General features: G+C 50.8%; 12 protein-coding genes and 1 tRNA gene. 4 read left to right on the forward strand and 9 right to left on the reverse strand.

What is annotated here, in order from left to right; all coding sequences use genetic code 11:
• Nucleotides 1-35 precede the first annotated feature (35 nt).
• Nucleotides 36-1268, forward strand: coding sequence for a hypothetical protein (locus L8V01_RS02875; protein ID WP_269945637.1), 1233 nt, complete (start codon nucleotides 36-38; stop codon nucleotides 1266-1268).
• Here L8V01_RS02875 and L8V01_RS02880 read toward each other — a convergent pair.
• Nucleotides 1260-2078: a DUF6270 domain-containing protein gene (locus L8V01_RS02880; protein WP_269945638.1), complete on the reverse strand. Its 819-nt coding sequence runs from the start codon at nucleotides 2076-2078 to the stop codon at nucleotides 1260-1262. The two genes, L8V01_RS02875 and L8V01_RS02880, sit on opposite strands and share 9 nt — an antisense overlap.
• Nucleotides 2079-2201: 123 nt before the next feature.
• Between L8V01_RS02880 and L8V01_RS02885 the strand changes: the two genes are divergently transcribed.
• Nucleotides 2202-3149 (forward strand): ABC transporter permease, encoded by a 948-nt coding sequence (locus L8V01_RS02885; protein ID WP_269945639.1) that lies wholly within the window; start codon nucleotides 2202-2204, stop codon nucleotides 3147-3149.
• Complete coding sequence (locus L8V01_RS02890; RefSeq protein ID WP_269945640.1) at nucleotides 3139-3987, forward strand: ABC transporter ATP-binding protein; 849 nt, start codon at nucleotides 3139-3141, stop codon at nucleotides 3985-3987. Before L8V01_RS02885 ends, L8V01_RS02890 begins: the two co-directional genes overlap by 11 nt.
• On the opposite strand, the gene L8V01_RS02895 is transcribed toward L8V01_RS02890, so the two are convergent.
• From L8V01_RS02895 to wecC, 4 genes are all read right to left on the reverse strand, one after another.
• The gene (locus L8V01_RS02895) at nucleotides 3972-5651 is read right to left on the reverse strand and encodes a glycosyltransferase family protein (protein ID WP_269945641.1); all 1680 of its coding nucleotides are present in this window, start codon (nucleotides 5649-5651) and stop codon (nucleotides 3972-3974) included. The two genes, L8V01_RS02890 and L8V01_RS02895, sit on opposite strands and share 16 nt — an antisense overlap.
• Before the next feature lie 216 nt (nucleotides 5652-5867).
• Nucleotides 5868-7295, reverse strand: coding sequence for a glycosyltransferase family 4 protein (locus L8V01_RS02900; RefSeq protein ID WP_338081040.1), 1428 nt, complete (start codon nucleotides 7293-7295; stop codon nucleotides 5868-5870).
• A gap of 1 nt (nucleotide 7296) precedes the next feature.
• Nucleotides 7297-8592, reverse strand: coding sequence for a glycosyltransferase family 4 protein (locus L8V01_RS02905; RefSeq protein ID WP_269945642.1), 1296 nt, complete (start codon nucleotides 8590-8592; stop codon nucleotides 7297-7299).
• A gap of 190 nt (nucleotides 8593-8782) precedes the next feature.
• Nucleotides 8783-10048: a UDP-N-acetyl-D-mannosamine dehydrogenase gene (gene wecC, locus L8V01_RS02910; RefSeq protein WP_269945643.1), complete on the reverse strand. Its 1266-nt coding sequence runs from the start codon at nucleotides 10046-10048 to the stop codon at nucleotides 8783-8785.
• A gap of 215 nt (nucleotides 10049-10263) precedes the next feature.
• On the opposite strand from wecC, the gene L8V01_RS02915 reads away from it, so the two are divergent.
• Nucleotides 10264-10336 (forward strand) — tRNA-Asn (locus L8V01_RS02915).
• Between the two features lie 51 nt (nucleotides 10337-10387).
• Here the strand turns inward: L8V01_RS02915 and L8V01_RS02920 are convergent.
• The 4 genes from L8V01_RS02920 to L8V01_RS02935 form a co-directional block, all read right to left on the reverse strand.
• Nucleotides 10388-11761 carry an NAD-dependent succinate-semialdehyde dehydrogenase gene (locus tag L8V01_RS02920; protein ID WP_269945644.1) on the reverse strand — a complete coding sequence of 458 codons (1374 nt, stop codon included), beginning with the start codon at nucleotides 11759-11761 and terminating at the stop codon, nucleotides 10388-10390.
• A 134-nt stretch (nucleotides 11762-11895) separates the two neighbouring features.
• Nucleotides 11896-13101, reverse strand: a complete 1206-nt coding sequence (locus L8V01_RS02925; protein ID WP_269945645.1) for an oxygenase MpaB family protein — start codon at nucleotides 13099-13101, stop codon at nucleotides 11896-11898.
• 50 nt (nucleotides 13102-13151) lie between these two features.
• A complete protein-coding gene (locus tag L8V01_RS02930) occupies nucleotides 13152-14519 on the reverse strand; it encodes an oxygenase MpaB family protein (RefSeq protein ID WP_269945646.1) in 1368 nt (455 codons plus the stop codon).
• 43 nt (nucleotides 14520-14562) lie between these two features.
• Nucleotides 14563-15930, reverse strand: coding sequence for an oxygenase MpaB family protein (locus L8V01_RS02935; RefSeq protein WP_269945647.1), 1368 nt, complete (start codon nucleotides 15928-15930; stop codon nucleotides 14563-14565).
• Nucleotides 15931-16048 lie beyond the last annotated feature (118 nt).

Below are 16048 nucleotides of genomic sequence, written 5' to 3' on the forward strand. Positions count from 1 at the left end.
GCAGCCAGATTTACTAATTCGCCCCTTACAACTCGATGAACCAGACTTTTCAACGAATATTTTCTACAGAGCCAAGCCGCACCTTCCCGTCCGTCTCGGACTTCTTGTCTAATTGGAACTTCGCCAAAGACACCGGGGATATCCAAGTGGAAATGGAAGAAGGAATTCCACTACGAATTCATTGGGATTTTAGGAATTCCTCGCAAACTCTGGTTCGGTTTTTGCCGGCACCAGCTGGATATTTCAGGCTTCCTGGCTGGCAAGATGATTCCATTTTTCCGAATCTTCAGTGCAACATCCTGCTTTTATCGGACCCTACCCTTTTGGCAGATGCCGGCCTCAGCCATACCTGGTTTGAATCCACAGATTTTTGCCCGAACCTTGAATCAAACATCAATTCAATTCTGAGCCGCATAGGAGAAGAAAGCGAGCTCCTCACTTTTGGAGAGCTCTCCAGTGGTTTCGCCGCGATTAAATACGGAGCGGTCAACAATGCTCGCATCATAGCCATAGAGCCCAGTCTTACGCGTCACCACCTCCGAGGCTGGAACGACTATATAGAATCGCTCAGCCCTAAAGACTCAGATTTGGACTGTGCCGCGACAGTAGTTCCAGAAAGCTACTCGCGGCGCTTGTGGGTGTTTACAAACCGCACTGACTTTGAGTACGAGAAAGTGATGCTGACTCCATTTTTGGAAACTGTCCCGTTGAGCATCGATCTGAAGCAAGTATCCTTCGCGGCCCAGCCCTCAGACAGGCTACTCACCAACAACTCACTTGAAAGAATTGTCGAAGAAATAGTCTCCGAGGACCAGCAAAGCTCGCCCTCGGAAAGTCGACTTCAAGTCGAACTTTCCGACTCAAGAATGAAGCCATCCTTTGAGCGGGCTCGGTTGCCTAGAAGAAAATTGGAAATCCTTTTAGATGAAAGTTTTTCTTTCACTAACCAGCCGAAATCATGCACCATAAAATTGCGCTCGACCACGGCTCTGAATCACAAGGATCTTGTACTTCTTTTCGCGTTCCACTCAACTCGCGAAAAACTCGCACCCAATGATATTTCGCTTGGTTGGTCGCCGAGCTTAGGCTCCTTTTTCCATTACGTGGAAAGCCTCACCTCCGACCAAGTCACCACGGTTTCAGAGTTGGAACTTCCTCCGTCGGTAACAGGTTTTCGTCTACGCTTGGCAAGGTGGGATATACCTGACGACCGGGAAATTCAAATTGATCTACAAACTGGTTTCGAGTTTCAGTCGACATCAACTTAGGACATGCGCTGGCGACTCTTCAAAATCCCCTACTCCGCGGTCGAAAGGATTGTTTTTTCGAGCGAAAATCCGAATTTCCTCGTCGAGCTTCCGATATACCGTCTTTTCATAATGAAATGGGGCGCTACCCCATTTATGATCAGGGTCACTAGTCGTATCTGCTAAGCGCAAAATCGTTACGCCAAGATTTTCAAGGTGCGCAAGGTAAGTAGAAAACACGTCGTTATAGAAATCAATTGATTTTCCGGCAACTTTCTTATTTTTCCCGCCGTGAATATCCCTGACGGCCCACTCTGGAGCCAACACCAAGAGTCGATCCTTGAGTTCAAGTTCCTTCAGAATTGCGACGAACATTGTAGCTGCTGCACACCACCGTGAATAATGCTCTTCTGAGCCAAATGCAATGAATCTTGCATTTTCTAGGACCGGCGATATTCCTTCGACACGTTTAAGTTCTGCACTGTTGGTAGCGATTGACCCATCATCGAATCGCCAGACACCAGAACGCTCAATATTTAGGTCCCACAGAATCACGTCCACTCCTCGCATTTGCCGGAGTTCTTTCAAAAGATGACCGGAAGCGTCTAGGTCCACCATCTTCTTTTGAAACGCGCTTGGAAGAACCAACTCTGGCAGACTAGCGCGAGCATCTGTCCCTACCGATAACAAAGAGTTTCTCGCAACATACTTCACAAGGTTGTAGGCCTGTGGATCGGCGAACGCCACGGTGTCGCGGCTCACGCAGCCGCCGTATACAAATACTCTCCACGTCTCTTTAGACAGATCAACAGTTTCTGCGGGATCTTGCATACCGCCCAGCATATATCACCGGATCAGGCCAATAGCGTCTCGGCGTATAGCTCTACTAGGCACTGTTTGCCTTTGCTCGTACTATGGTTAAGAAAGTTGTTTTTGTCAGGAGCACGTTACCGCATGATTAGACGCCGTTCTCGGAGTACACACGCCCAGTCTTCCAGCTCTGTTGATGTACAAAGCCTAGTTCTGAGCAATGAAATGGAAAAGGGTAAAGAGGCAACAGTCTTGGTGTCTCGCGAGCCCCTCGAGACCATTAACGCACTGCCGCCCTTTTCAGACTACGTCTCCCAATTATGGAAACTACGTCACTTCATATACTTCGACGCGCGTAGCAAAGCTTTTAAGTCATCCCGCGATTTACTACTTGGTAGAGCATGGATCATCATTCAGCCGCTTATCGACGTCATGATCTATGCGTTTATTTTCGGTGTCGTCCTCAAAACCTCTAGAGGAATTGACAATTTTCTTGGATACCTAACAATTGGTGTAATCTTCTTTGGCTTCATCACAACTGGTTTAAATAGCGGAACGAAACTCATTCAAAGTAGTTACGGCCTTATATCCTCTTTTTCTTTCCCTAAAGCCGCTCTCCCGATTGCCCTCGTTACAAAACAGTTCATTGACAACCTTCCCCCCGCAATCATCTCAATTGCCCTGTCTTTTGTGTTCCAGTGGCCACAAGGCCCCACGTGGAGGGTATTTCTCATTATTCCTCTTTATCTTTTGGCCCATCTACTGATTTTGGGCGTAATCTTTATTATTGCTCGGTTAACCGCTTTCATCCCAGATCTGAAAGCGCTGGTCGGCATTCTCAGTCGCGCGCTGTTTTTTACTTCAGGCGTATTCTTCTCCATCGATAGGTTTAGCGGCAGCCCTACAGCGCAAAAAATCATGGAGAACAACCCTGGTTATATCTTCCTGCAGGCGTGTAGAGACGTCACAATTTACAATACGGTTCCCGATCTGTCCTCTTGGATCCATTTGATTGCTTGGAGTTTTGGTCTCCTTATCATCGGGTTTATATTCTTCTGGAAGGCTGAAGAAAGGTACGCGAGTGTCAAATAAGGCGACAGTTGTTGCCAGGAAGCTTGGCAAGTCTTATTTCGTCTCTAAGAACGGATCCAACGTGGGCCTTTTCCGCAGCCGGATGAGGGAAGTTCGCGCATTGGAGTCAGCATCATTTGTTGCACATTCGGGCGAATCCATAGGCATCCTAGGGAAGAATGGCTCGGGAAAATCAACCCTGATTCGTCTAATGGCTGGGTCGGAATCCCCCACTCGTGGAGAGGTCTATGTCTCTGCCAAACCGACCATGTTGGGTGTGTCTGCTGCACTCCAGAGGCAAATGTCGGGTCGAGATAACACGAAGCTAGGACTTCTAGCTATGGGTCTTCAGCCTGATGAAGTTAAAGAGCTTCTTCCTAGCGTGATTGAATGGGCAGATCTTGAAGACGCCATTGATCGACCGCTAAAAACCTACTCCTCGGGTATGACAGCCCGACTGAAATTTGCAATAGCAACGTCAGTTAAGCGGGAGATACTCCTTATTGATGAGGCGCTGTCAACGGGTGACTCAACATTTGCTGCAAAAGCAAAGGAGCGCATGAACGACTTCTTGGACACAGCCGGAACCGTGTTCTTGGTCTCCCATGGTGCCACTACCATCCAAGAGCATTGCTCCCGAGCAATTTGGCTTCACGAGGGAGAAATGATTGCTGATGGGCCTGCACAACAAGTTGCTAAATCTTACCGAGTCTGGGGCAACCGCGCTGCGACTGGTAAGCATGAAGAGGCAGACGCCATCATCGAAAAGATGCGAAGCAAATTCGAGGAGCCGAAAATAATCTTCGACGACGAAGCGGAAAGGGCCTTGAATAAGGCCTCTGCTCAGAAATCGAAATGATCTCTGAAAGTGTTGAAAAGTACTACCTCACTATTGGCAAGAAATTCTAGGTCTTTAGAACCCCAAGTGTGATTTGTTTTCCCTCGGACCTGTAGGAAATTGAATCGGTCGGCAGAGTAAATGCGTTTTCCTGCTTTTACAAGGCTAGATAGAAAGGCCGAATCTTCCCCGATTGTTCTATCTTCAAAGGGATGCTCTTCAAAAGTAGAACGAGGGCCAAACAAGGTTGGGCCAGCTACGAAGTCAGTCCACCGATGTTCCTTTACCGAGTTCTTTAACGCAATAATTGAGCTTTGCTCCAAGGACACATACACAGCCTGCTTGCCAACGAGATCAGCCCCAGAGTATTTCAGAGAATAGTACTGGTCAATAAGATAATGTCGGCCATATTCATCGTCATCATCCATTTTCGCAATGTAGTCTCCGGTGGAAAGTTCAACCAGTCGATTTAAACAGTTACCCAAGCTTTCGTCGGAGGACACCGCCACTACTTTAAGATTCTGAACATTACTCTGGGCTTGCAGTTGAGGAAGATCCACGGTTTGTTCATCGAACCCGTGAAGCGCCAAGCATAGTTCAACTTCCACATCGCATTGTCGCCCAACCTGTTCAAACAGATGGTGAATCTGCTCGGGCCGGTTGGTAGCACTAATAACCGAAATCCGCGGCTTTACACTCGGTCCGTTGGTGAGGCCGAGTGTCATTTCAAGCACGAACTCTGCCCGTTTTTCATACGTATGCTGAGTCCATATTTTCCGCTGCGCTTTATGAACAATTCGGTCACGTAGTTCTTTTGAATTCACTAGTGCCCGCAACAGGTGTTGAGCCTCGACTCCATCGCTCACTGTTGGCAGTTCATCTGTGTCGAAGAAATGGTGTATCGCTGCGCTGGGGGTACTTACAACCACAGTTCCGGAAGCCAAAATTTCAAAGACTCTCCTGGAACACATCGAAGTACTGTTCACAACCGAGTTAACGTTTAGAAATACCTTGTGTTGACGGTACGCCGACACCATCTTTTTATACGGCAAGCCACCGACTACGTACCTATCAAATGGCGCTGGGAATTGATAGCGCTCGTCACCACCTGAATATCGCGAATAGATAGCCAAACCTGCCCGCATCCGCGGAGCCACAGCTGCAGCCGCGCCTAGGAGTAAATCCATCTGCTCCCTGCGCTCTTGAAACTTGTGCTTAAAATACATCCCGGCGAAAGCAATATCGCCAGGCTTTTCATCGCCGCTGAGCCGAATCGGGTTATGTAGCTTTGGCTGGGCTGCAAAAGGCAGGCAATAAACCTTGTCATGCCCCAATTCCTTGATGTATTCAGGTATTTTTTCCTCGGCGGTAGTAAAAACTACGTCGAAAAGCTTTGCCGTTCCCAAGAAGTCGTGGAAATGAGGTGGATCCTCTTTATTCCAGAATGCCGTCGGAATCCCCAATCGATTACATTCTTCAACGAGCTCTCTTAGCTTTTCAGAAGGAGCGTTCTGGCCCGCAAGCTGATATTGCCATTTTCCCCCATTTCCATTCCAAGAAGACTCCACAAATAGAAGGTCAATTTTCGGTGCATTCCCATCAGCCAGTTGCGCCTTGAACTGATCTGAGTCGAGGGGAACAATACTGAATTCTTCGCTCCATACCTCGAGGGAAAAGTCATCCATGATGACTCCAACTTTTACTGAGCTAAAGCGCTTCTTTTTAAAACTTGGAGGAAGTGGCTTTACGTGTAGTGGGTTATGAGCCGTTCTTATAACCAACTTATTATTTAATAGTCTTAATGCCTTCTGCCGAGTATTGCGAATTCCGTTCGCCTTAGTATTTCGAACCGCTTTCGTAAGACCACCACGAACAGCGGTCAAATAGTATTCGAGGCTCATCTACTTTTCTCCAGTCAATTCGGTGTACATCGCTTCTAGTTTCTTCACGTTATGTTCCCAAGTTCTGGTTCGCAGCCACTGGTTTACTCGTTCCTGGTTTATCTCAACGTTGCCGTCAAGAATCACCTTTATCTTTCTTACAAAATCTTCCAGGTTCTCGGGCGCAAAATAGACTGCAAGTTCTCCAGTAACTTCATGAAGCGCTGGGAGATCTGATGCCAAGACTGGGATTCCTATCCGCATTGCTTCGAGAGTTTTGATTGGGGTAACCCTCGCAGTGACGAGGCTAGAAATTCGTGGAACAACAAAAACGTCCAGCGCACCATACCACTCACCTATTGACTCAGTTGGTTGCTTTCCAGCGAAGACTACCCTATCGGCTACTCCCAATGATCTGGCTAGTGCCTCTAGCCGGCTTCGCTCTATTCCATCTCCGACAAAAAGAGCATTAACATCCGCTGGGAGGAAAGGTAATGCCCGTATAACGATGGATAAGCCCTCGTAGTGTACTAGGCTGGACACGGTCCCAATATATTTCTTGCTTTTATCGACTAAGGACGAAACAAGCTTTTGGGCCGAATCGTGACCTTCCGCGGTTGTACTACGTCGAGGCAGGCTATTCGGAATTACCCAAGCCAGACCTGGGTCAATTCCTTTTGAAACAGCATCCGCTTTTGCTACTTCACTAAGAAAAATGGTTCTGCCAGCTTTCCTCACTGCTTCCATTTCTTTTTCGTGAGCGTAGGTATAGTATCCGGACGCAGCAGCCTCATTTCTCTTCTCTGCTTCAAACTGACTCAACCAGGTATTTTCCCGCTCTCCCCTCACTTCATAAACCCACGGAATCGAAAGCCGCTTAGCCACCTGAGATGCGACGTACGCATTTCTATAGTCAGTTGTTGTATGAATGACTCCAACCTGCTCTGATTTAGCAATTCTCGTGAGTTCTCGAATTTCTTCTTGAGCACGAAGCCGGCTGTTAGGAAAAAATATCCGCGGTATGATCCGCCGGTAAATTACACCGTCGAGATTGTCTTCTCGAGACTTTGGGATACGGCCCACGACCACAGGGTAGCCGAGTCGGGTAACACAAATTATTTTTCTTGAGTTTATTTTGCTATGCGCCCTGAGCAGTCCTTGAGTTCGTACGGTGTAACCCGATTGTGTGTAGGGCATGGAATTATTGGCAAAATACAGCACTGCGGTCCGCTCATCTATGGAGCCCTGCGTGCTTTGTTGAATTTTTCCCGGCAATTCATAGTTACGTGGCTCCTTGGCACCCCAAGCACGTGCAGAAGTTTCGTTTCTGGAGGCCTTCCGAAGGCGAATTCCAAACCTCTGTTGTACTTTCAGGCAGAATTCGATGGGATTCTCCCACAACAGACTGACGACGACTGAAGGAAGAGACAAGTAAGGACGAAACCACATCCTACTTATCTCCAAATACGTTACGAATAAAGGCGTAAAGCTTTTCTGGGGCGATTTCAGTTCTTTCTTTTGCAACCCATTCTCTGCCAAGGTTTCCTACGCGGAGTTCACTAAGATTGTTTGCTAACCGTACCCACAAGGCGGCAAGTTCCCTGGGCCGCTCAGGAGGAACAACTTCACCCGCATTACAGTATTCAATGATCTCCGCGGCTTCTCCCGCCACTACACCGGAAATGTGCAGCCCCGAAGACATTAGCTCATAAGTCTTTGAGGGAACGGCTCGCTCTAGAGGTTCCCAATCGGTTAGATGCACCAACGCAGTGTCAGCCCATTCGTAATGCTCGTCAAGTGCATCAGCTGGCCGACGAAAATAGAATTCGGCATGAACGCCGAGTGCCTCAGCCATTTCTCTCAACGCTTCTTTCGCTGCCCCTGCACCCACGAATCTCAAATGAACATCAACACCTGAAGTAGCAGCAATCTTCGCTGCTTCAACAGCGTTCGCCAAGTTTTGAGCTCTCCCGATGGTTCCTGCATAAAGGACATTCAAAGTCCCCTTGAGATCTTCATTCACATACTGGCGTACAAAATCAGTTCGCGAGGGAAACACATTCCGTATGGTCACTAGTGGTAGTTCACGGCCGTTCTTGGAGAATCTACTCCTTAGATTTTCTTCCAAGTGGCTCGAGGTCACCATTACACCGCTCGAGTGCGCAAGAACCCAATTAACAGATCGGTCCGTCAACCATGAAGCACCTTGTAATGGTCCATGCGAAAGGAGAAATTCTCGAAACGAGCGTGATCCGACACTATTATTCCACTGGTCAGATTGAGAAAGAAGATCTGGCCAAGCGTCACGTAAGTCAATTATGTATGGAGCACGTAGGACCTTTGACGCAAAATAAGTGACTACGGCCGTAGGCAATGCAGGTACAGTACCGATGATGACATCTGGTTTCCTAGAAGGATGGCTAAAACTTAAAACGGTTAGTTTCAACATCATCCCCATGGCGACCGTAAGTTGGTTCAGTGCCTTCTGCGTTAAAGAATTACCACCAGGAATGAAAAAGGTTCGATGAATTCTTTCACCAGAGGGACCAAACTCTAAATCTCCCCGGCCACGCCCAACAACCTGCTTTGCCCAATCTAAAAGCTTCAGATTGCGACGATAGTGCGGGGGTGGAGCTATAACTTCAAGTGCATATTTGCTTCTGAGCAAATCTGAGAGCCATGTCCAGCGCCGTTGCGGTACGCCATTTTCCGGATACCAATACTGCGATATCACCAGGATTTTCAAGAAAGGCTCCCACCTTCGCTCAGACCAAAAGGGAACTTACATCCTAACCAAAATTGTCTATCTAAAGAACAGTTTGCACCTATTAGGACAGTATAAGCCACGGCCTCAAAGAACCGCGGATCGGGGAGTTCTTCAATGATGTAAGCGAGTAAGGGGCACCAAAATAATCGCTGCCCCTCATACGCTGCTCCTAAGAACGCCAGATGCCTTTGGTATCGATAACCGACTTGCCTTCAAGCAAGGAAGTGTCCATCTGGACAAATTCCTTGTGGTTAACCAAAAGCAGAACCACATCTGCATCATGTACGGCAGTTTCTAGTTCCTGCTTTTTCAGATTTGGTATCGCCGATAGTGATTCTGGCAAATCCGAAACATTCGGCTCAACTACTCGGATATCTACCTCCGGATTCTCCGAGCCGAGAGTCTTGACGATATTTAGCGAAGGGGATTCTCGAAGGTCATCGATGTCGTTCTTAAAAGCGATACCCAACGCTGCAACAGTGGGACTCTCCTTACCTTCGAGCGCAGCCTTGACTTGTTCAATTACCCATGCTGGTTTTCCATCGTTTACGTCTCGGGCCATCTTGATAATTTTTGCCTCTTCAGGCACGGAGGAGACAATAAACCAAGGATCGACTGCAATGCAGTGACCGCCGACGCCAGGGCCTGGCTGCAGAATGTTTACACGAGGATGGTGGTTAGCAAGCTCAATGAGTTCCCACACATCAATTCCCAAACGGTCACTAATCAGTGACAACTCATTAGCGAAAGCAATGTTTACGTCCCTGAAGGAATTTTCGGTAAGCTTAGCCATTTCAGCTGTTGTGGCATTCGTCTGCAACAGTTCAGCTGTACAGAATGTGCCGTATAACTCAACAGCAAGCTGGGTGCCCCGTGGGGTCAAACCACCGATCACTCGGTCGTTGTTTTCCATCTCTTCCATAATTTGCCCTGGAAGCACTCGCTCCGGACAATGTGCTACGAAAATTGCATTTTCGTCGTCTTCATCCAGGGACAGGTCCGGGCGAAGTTCGAGGATGTAATTCGCCATGTCCTCGGTGGTTCCTGGAGGAGAAGTGGACTCTAGAACGACCAATGCGCCAGGACGCAGATGCGGGGCCATAGCCTCAACTGCGGAATTGATGAACTTGGTGTCTACCTTGTGGTCTTCCTTGAAAGGCGTAGGAACGCAGACGATATATGCATCTGCTTCAACCTGTTCGGTCTGGGCAACCAGGTAACCCTCCTCAACGACCCGCTTTAGAAGAACGTCGAAACCCGGCTCAAAGAAAGGTACTTCCCCTTGGTTGATTGACTCTACGAATTTAGAGTTCACATCAACGCCAGTGACATGAACTCCCTTGGAAGCAATGAACGCAGCGGTGGGCAATCCGATATAGCCCAGTCCAACCACACAAACTCTTTCAAATGTCTGAGTAGACTTTTCAGAATGCATGAATACCTTTCTCGAATACTTTCAAATCCATACCCTACACGGAGTTTGAGCCTCGCTCAGTGGGAAGTGGCACAGAAGTTCAGCTGAGCACTGCAACTCTTCCTATAGCCCCGTTTATCAGCTTCTTACAGGCGATTTGTACCTAACCCTTCCTTGCCTATATAGTTATTTCTCGTTGCACAGAGAACAGCAAGTTCGAAGTACAACGTGCATATTCCTCCATAGCTCAGTTGGCAGAGCATTCGACTGTTAATCGAAGGGTCACTGGTTCGAGCCCAGTTGGAGGAGCAATAGGAAATACCGCCTAGCTTTCTTGCTAGGCGGTATTTTTGTTGTGCCCTAATCGTTGATGTACAAGTACTGCTTGTTTACAAACTCATCGAGGGCGAAGACGGAAAGCTCGCGGCCATAGCCGGAGTTTTTGATGCCGCCGAACGGCAGTACTGGGGAAAAGTACTGACCTAGGTTTACGTGGATCATGCCGGTATCGATCTGATCGGCGACCTTGGTGGCGCGCTCAGTGTCATCAGAGAACACGGCGCCGCCTAGGCCATAGTTGGAGTTATTGGCCAGTTCCACTGCCTCCTTCTCAGAGGAGACCTTGTAAATCTCGGCTACGGGACCGAAGAACTCTTCGTAGTAGGAGTCGGAGCCCACAGGGACGTCGGTAAGCACAGTCGGCGTGTAATAGGCTGCGGTCTCATGCAGCTCACCGCCGGTGCGGATGGTTGCCCCATTGTCCACGGCGCGCTGGACCTGCTTGTCAATGTTCTCGGCCGCGCTACGCGAGGACATTGGGTAGTACTGATTGTCCTCCGGATTGGAGGGGTCACCCTGAGCCATGCCCTCAGCAATGCGAACCATCTCATCCACAAACTCATCGTAGATGTCCTCCATAACGATGATTCGCTTATTGGAGGTGCAAGCCTGGCCGACGTTCTCGATGCGCTTTACCCACGCTTCTTCAGCCGCCTTGGTGACATCGGCGGCATCAAGAATGATGTACGGGTCGGTGCCGCCGAGCTCGAGCACTGCCTTCTTGAGGTTGCGACCGGCTATTTCCGCGATGGCGGCGCCGGCACGCTCCGATCCTGTAAGAGATACACCCTGAATACGCGGGTCGGCGATAATGTCCGCAATCTGGTCATGGTCGGCGTAGATATTGATGTACACACCCTCCGGCAAGCCGGCCTCGCGGAAGATTTCCTCGATGGCCGCGGCGGACTTCGGGGTAATCTCGGCGTGCTTCAGCAGAATGCAGTTACCATTCATCAGGTTAGGACCAGCAAAGCGCGCAACCTGGTAGATGGGGTAATTCCACGGCATGATTCCCAACAACGAGCCAACCGGCAGGCGGCGAACGGTGGCCTTTCCACCAGGCACATCGACCGGTTTGTCCTTGTTGTGCTCTGGGGCATTATCCGCATAGAACTGCAAGATGTCACCAGAGAAGTTAATCTCCCACTCGCCTTCCGGCGTAGCCTTACCCATCTCTTGAGCCTCAATCTTGGCCAGATCAGCCTTGCGCTCTTTAAAGAGCTCGGCAGCGCGAGAGACTATTTTTGCGCGTTCTTCAATCGGGGTCTTGCGCCAGGTTTGGAAGGCCTCGTGGGACTTGGCTAGAGCTTCTTGGATTTGTTCGTCGGTAAAGGTATCGAAAGATTCGACTACCTCGTTGGTGGCCGGGTTGGTTACTGCATAGCCCTGTGACATTGGGACATCCTTTCTGGGGTATTTGAACGGTGGGGATACTCACGCACACATTGTGCTTGCCACAACAGTACGCGAATTATGTTATGTGAGTCACCGTTTATGATGAGTAAAAATTTTTAGCGAAAGGAGGCTTATTAGGCGCCCACAGCAAGGGAGCCGTCCTTCATTTTCACGCCATCGTCTTGCTTCATGTAGGTGGCATCGCGGGTGAGCATCTGACGGACCATCCCTTCGTTTTTCTTAATCTCCGCTTCGAGTGCTTCTTCGTTGTGGCGCAACAGGTCGAAACGCTCCTGAACGAGAGGAGCTTCCATTTCCAGAATTGGGCGCATCACAGAATCCGCCACGCCGCACGCATCGGCAACCTCATCGCCGTGGATGATGCGTACGTGTGCTGCAGTCCAATCTGCGAGAGTGTCTTCCGGAAGACCGGTAAGTTCTTGAGCATTGACGACGAAGCCGGACATGAGGGCATCGACAAGCTTGCGGGCAGAGTCATTAATCTCGCCATCGACAGAGTGAATAGCATCCATGGTTTCCTGGGACGCTTCTACCCCATCCTCGCCTTGGAAAAGATCCGTGCGAATGCCCAGCATGCGCCCGACGATCTTCCAAAGGTAGAACGCGTCCTTTTCCTCCTCGGCGGTGAGCTGCCAGCCCATGCGCCGCAGGCCAGCGTATGGAATGTAGGTGAAGTCGAACCAGGTACGCAGCATATCGAACTCACTAATCGGGGCGCCATAGTGGGAATAGTCCAGCCCCTTGCGGTTATGCACGCGGCGCACGTGAGCGTGAATAGCACGCACCATGCCGGTGTGGATAAAACCCTCACCACCCGGCTGTAGCGCATCCGGCAGGTAGAGCGAATAGGTCCAGTTGGTGGTGTAGGCGAGGCGCTTTACGGCGCCATCGGTAAGCTCGCCTGTGTTGACCAACAGGTCCGCAATTGCCGGAGTGGCATAAGTGTGAACCAGGGATCCTGGGCCTAGCGCCAGACCATGGCTCAACGGCGGGATGGAGAGATAGGTGCGGCGGCCGCGCTCTAGCTGCTCGGCATCCAATCCATCAAGAGGCTTGGTCATATCCTCAATAAGAGCAGCGACTTCCGGAAAGGTGTTCTCATCCGCAGTGCCGCGGGCAAGGGCCTCGCGCAGATTGGGCATGATCTCCTTGACGGTATGACCGCTGGTAAACAATGCGTCCGCTACTGGGTCCATTGCCCAGAAGGCTTCTTGGAAGCGATCGGCGCGGGCCTTGCCGTACTGGGCCACGAATTCTTCGCGGTTGCCGCGGCCGGCAGGCCATTCCTCAACGGTGGTCAGTGGTGCTGGTGCGTTCATGGGGATTGCTCCTATTCGTAGGTTGTGTGGTGATTGGGGTGCTTGCGCGGTTAGCTGCGGGCTTCTTTAGAGTCATCGTGCAGCGTGTAGTCCGACTTAGTGTCCGGCTCATTCTTGGCGATGTAATCCTTGATGACCTCCGTAACAGCGGACCATGGCGGCTTGCCATTATTGGCGCGTTTGATTTTGGCCTTTTGGGCACCAGGAAGTTTGTCCCGCAAACGGGCAACTCGGGCTTCGGCCTTAGCTGCAGATTTGAATGCGATACCCCAAGGCTTGAAGTTGATCTTTTCCCAGCGCGTGCCTTGCACCATGAATTTGGTATCTTTGTCCCCGCAAATGGTCGACAGCGCGCCTAAAGCAACGTGCGGCACGAGCGGGTGGAGCGTTTCCAAAATGGACATCAACGCCGTAGCCACACGCTCGTGATAGGAGGAGGAATAGCCACCGTTGCCATAAACGTAGTCCGTCATCTTGCGCATTTCATCGCCAGTTTTGGGGATAAGGCGTTCTTCCGCGCCCATCATGTAGAGGATGTAGCCCCAGTATTGGGCCACATCATCCCATTCCTGACCGGTGTGGGGACGACCAAAGAACTCGTCGATGGCTAGAGGCATGAGTCCGAACCAGCCTTCACCGGAAACGAGGAAACTCGAGCCAATCGGCCGACCAAACTCGTTATAGTGCTCTGGCCCCCACATCTTTTCTAGACCGCGGTTAGCCTGCGCGTGCAGCAGTCGCACGCAGACGGCCGCCTTGCGGCCCTCCCCGAAACGCTCGAAGACGTTCTTCTTTCCTAGGTCCACAAAGAATTGGGCTGTTTCAATAAAGCGTTGCATGGCTTGGAACTCAAACATGCCGGTTTCACCCGTTGCTGCGGAAGTACGATCTTCCAGGGTGGTAGCCCAGTAAGCAAACGCAATGGCAAGGACCTCCGCGGTCCGCGTGACGTTGTAATAGGCCACACGCCCGCGTTCTGCCGCTTCCAAGTCCAACCACTCTGGAATGCGGTCTACTTCTTTGAAAAACTCGACTAGCTCTGGGGCAGGGTCTTGCACCGTATCAATGCCATGGTTGAGCGCCTGCTCAAACTTGGCGCGCGATTCCTTTGCACCATCGCGGCGGAAAGCTTGAGCGAGCTTCTCACCAGTCTCATCGGTCTGCCACATGTGGTCATCCAAAAGGCGGGTCTGCAGCGTACCGTAGCCCTCCCAAGAATCTTCCACCGTGTGCCAGCCATCAAACATGTTATGGCGCAGGGTGGACCAGCTGGGGCTTGCGGTACGGCGATGGGGCGCCGGCCGCAGCGGCATACCCTCGCGGTAAAAATAGCGGAAATCCTCATATGGGTTTGCGGACATCGGCAGGATCTCTGGCTGGCCTGCTGCTGTCTCCGGGGGCTTGGTGGGAGCGGACATCATTCCTCCTTTTATCTATGCGTTTCCCGTTATCGGTAATCTCTTAGCGTTTGGCTTCCTTAGAGTCATCGTGCAGCGTCCAGGCCACTGTGACGTCTGGTTCGTTGTTTTTGATGTATTCCTCTACCTCTTCCAAGGCGTTGGTCCACGGCGGACGCCCCTGGGTAGCTTTTCGCTTTTTGTATTCCTCAGCGTCCGGCTGCTCATCAGCTTCACGCGCTTCCTTCGCCTCCGCACGTGCCTTCTCTTCGAATTCCTTCGCAGCCTCAGTGAAGTCCAAGTCTGCCCAGCGAGTGCCTTCCACCATGAACTTGGTATCTTCTGGGCCCACTAGCGTGGCTAGAGATCCGAGCATCTCCAGTGGAAGGTCAGGGTCCATCTGTTCCACGATGGACATCAACGCGGTGGCTACACGTTGGTGGTAGGCCGAAGAGCGGCCACCATTGGCGTAAATAAAGTCCGTCATTTTGCGCATATCATCGCCATTTTTCGGAATGATGCGATGCTCAGCGCCCATCATATGCAGCACGTAAGCCCAATACTGCGCCACATCATCCCAATCGCGGCCAGAATGCGGACGCCCAAAAAGCTCGTCGATAGCTAGTGGCATGAGGGCGAACCAGCCTTCTCCAGAGACTAAGAAACTAGAGCCGATGGGCCGGCCAAACTCGTTATAGTGTTCGGGCCCCCAAAGCTTTTCCAAACCACGGTTGGCTTGTGCATGCAGCAGCCGGACGTGGACGGCTGCCTTTCGTCCCTCACCAAAGCGGTCAAAAACGTCTTGCTTACCCAAATCCACAAAGAATTTGGAAGTCTCGAGCGCACGCTGCATTGCCTTGAACTCGAACATCCCAGTTTCGCCTGTAGCCGCCGAAGTACGGTCCTCCATGGTGGTAGCCCAGTAACCGAAGTTGAAGGTCAAAAAATCTGCACTTGGGGTGGCGTTGTAATAAGCAACGCGACCGCGCTCAGCTGCTTCCAAATCGATCCAATCAGGAATGGTGTCCACCGCTTTAAAGAACTCTAAGAGCTCTGGCGAAGGACTCTTAACGGTCTCGATGCCATGGTTTAGTGCCTGCTCAAAGTTGGCGCGCGATTCCTTTGCACCATCGCGGCGAAACGATTCCGCGAGCGCTGCGCCTTGTTCATCGGTTTGCCACATATGGTCATCCAGCAAACGGGTTTGCGGGGTGTCGTAGCCGGACCAATCATCGTGGACGGTATGCCACTTATCAAAGAGGTTATGCCGGAGTGTGGACCAGCCAGGCTTGTCTACACGACGCTTGGGCGCTGGCCGCAGCGGCATACCCTCGCGGTAAAAATAGCGGAAGTCCTCATATGGGTTTGCGGACATCGGCAGGACCTCTGGCTGGCCTGCCGCTGTCTCCGGGGGCTTGGTGGGAGCGGACATAGTGCTCATTCACTTTCTCTCAACAGTGTTTCATGACACATCGTTCAACAATGTGTGTTGTAGATCACCCTTCCTTGGGTAATAGTCATCCTATAGACGGCCAGATCCCCATGCAATG

This window comes from Corynebacterium curieae (assembly GCF_027570035.1).
GTDB lineage: Bacteria > Actinomycetota > Actinomycetes > Mycobacteriales > Mycobacteriaceae > Corynebacterium > Corynebacterium curieae.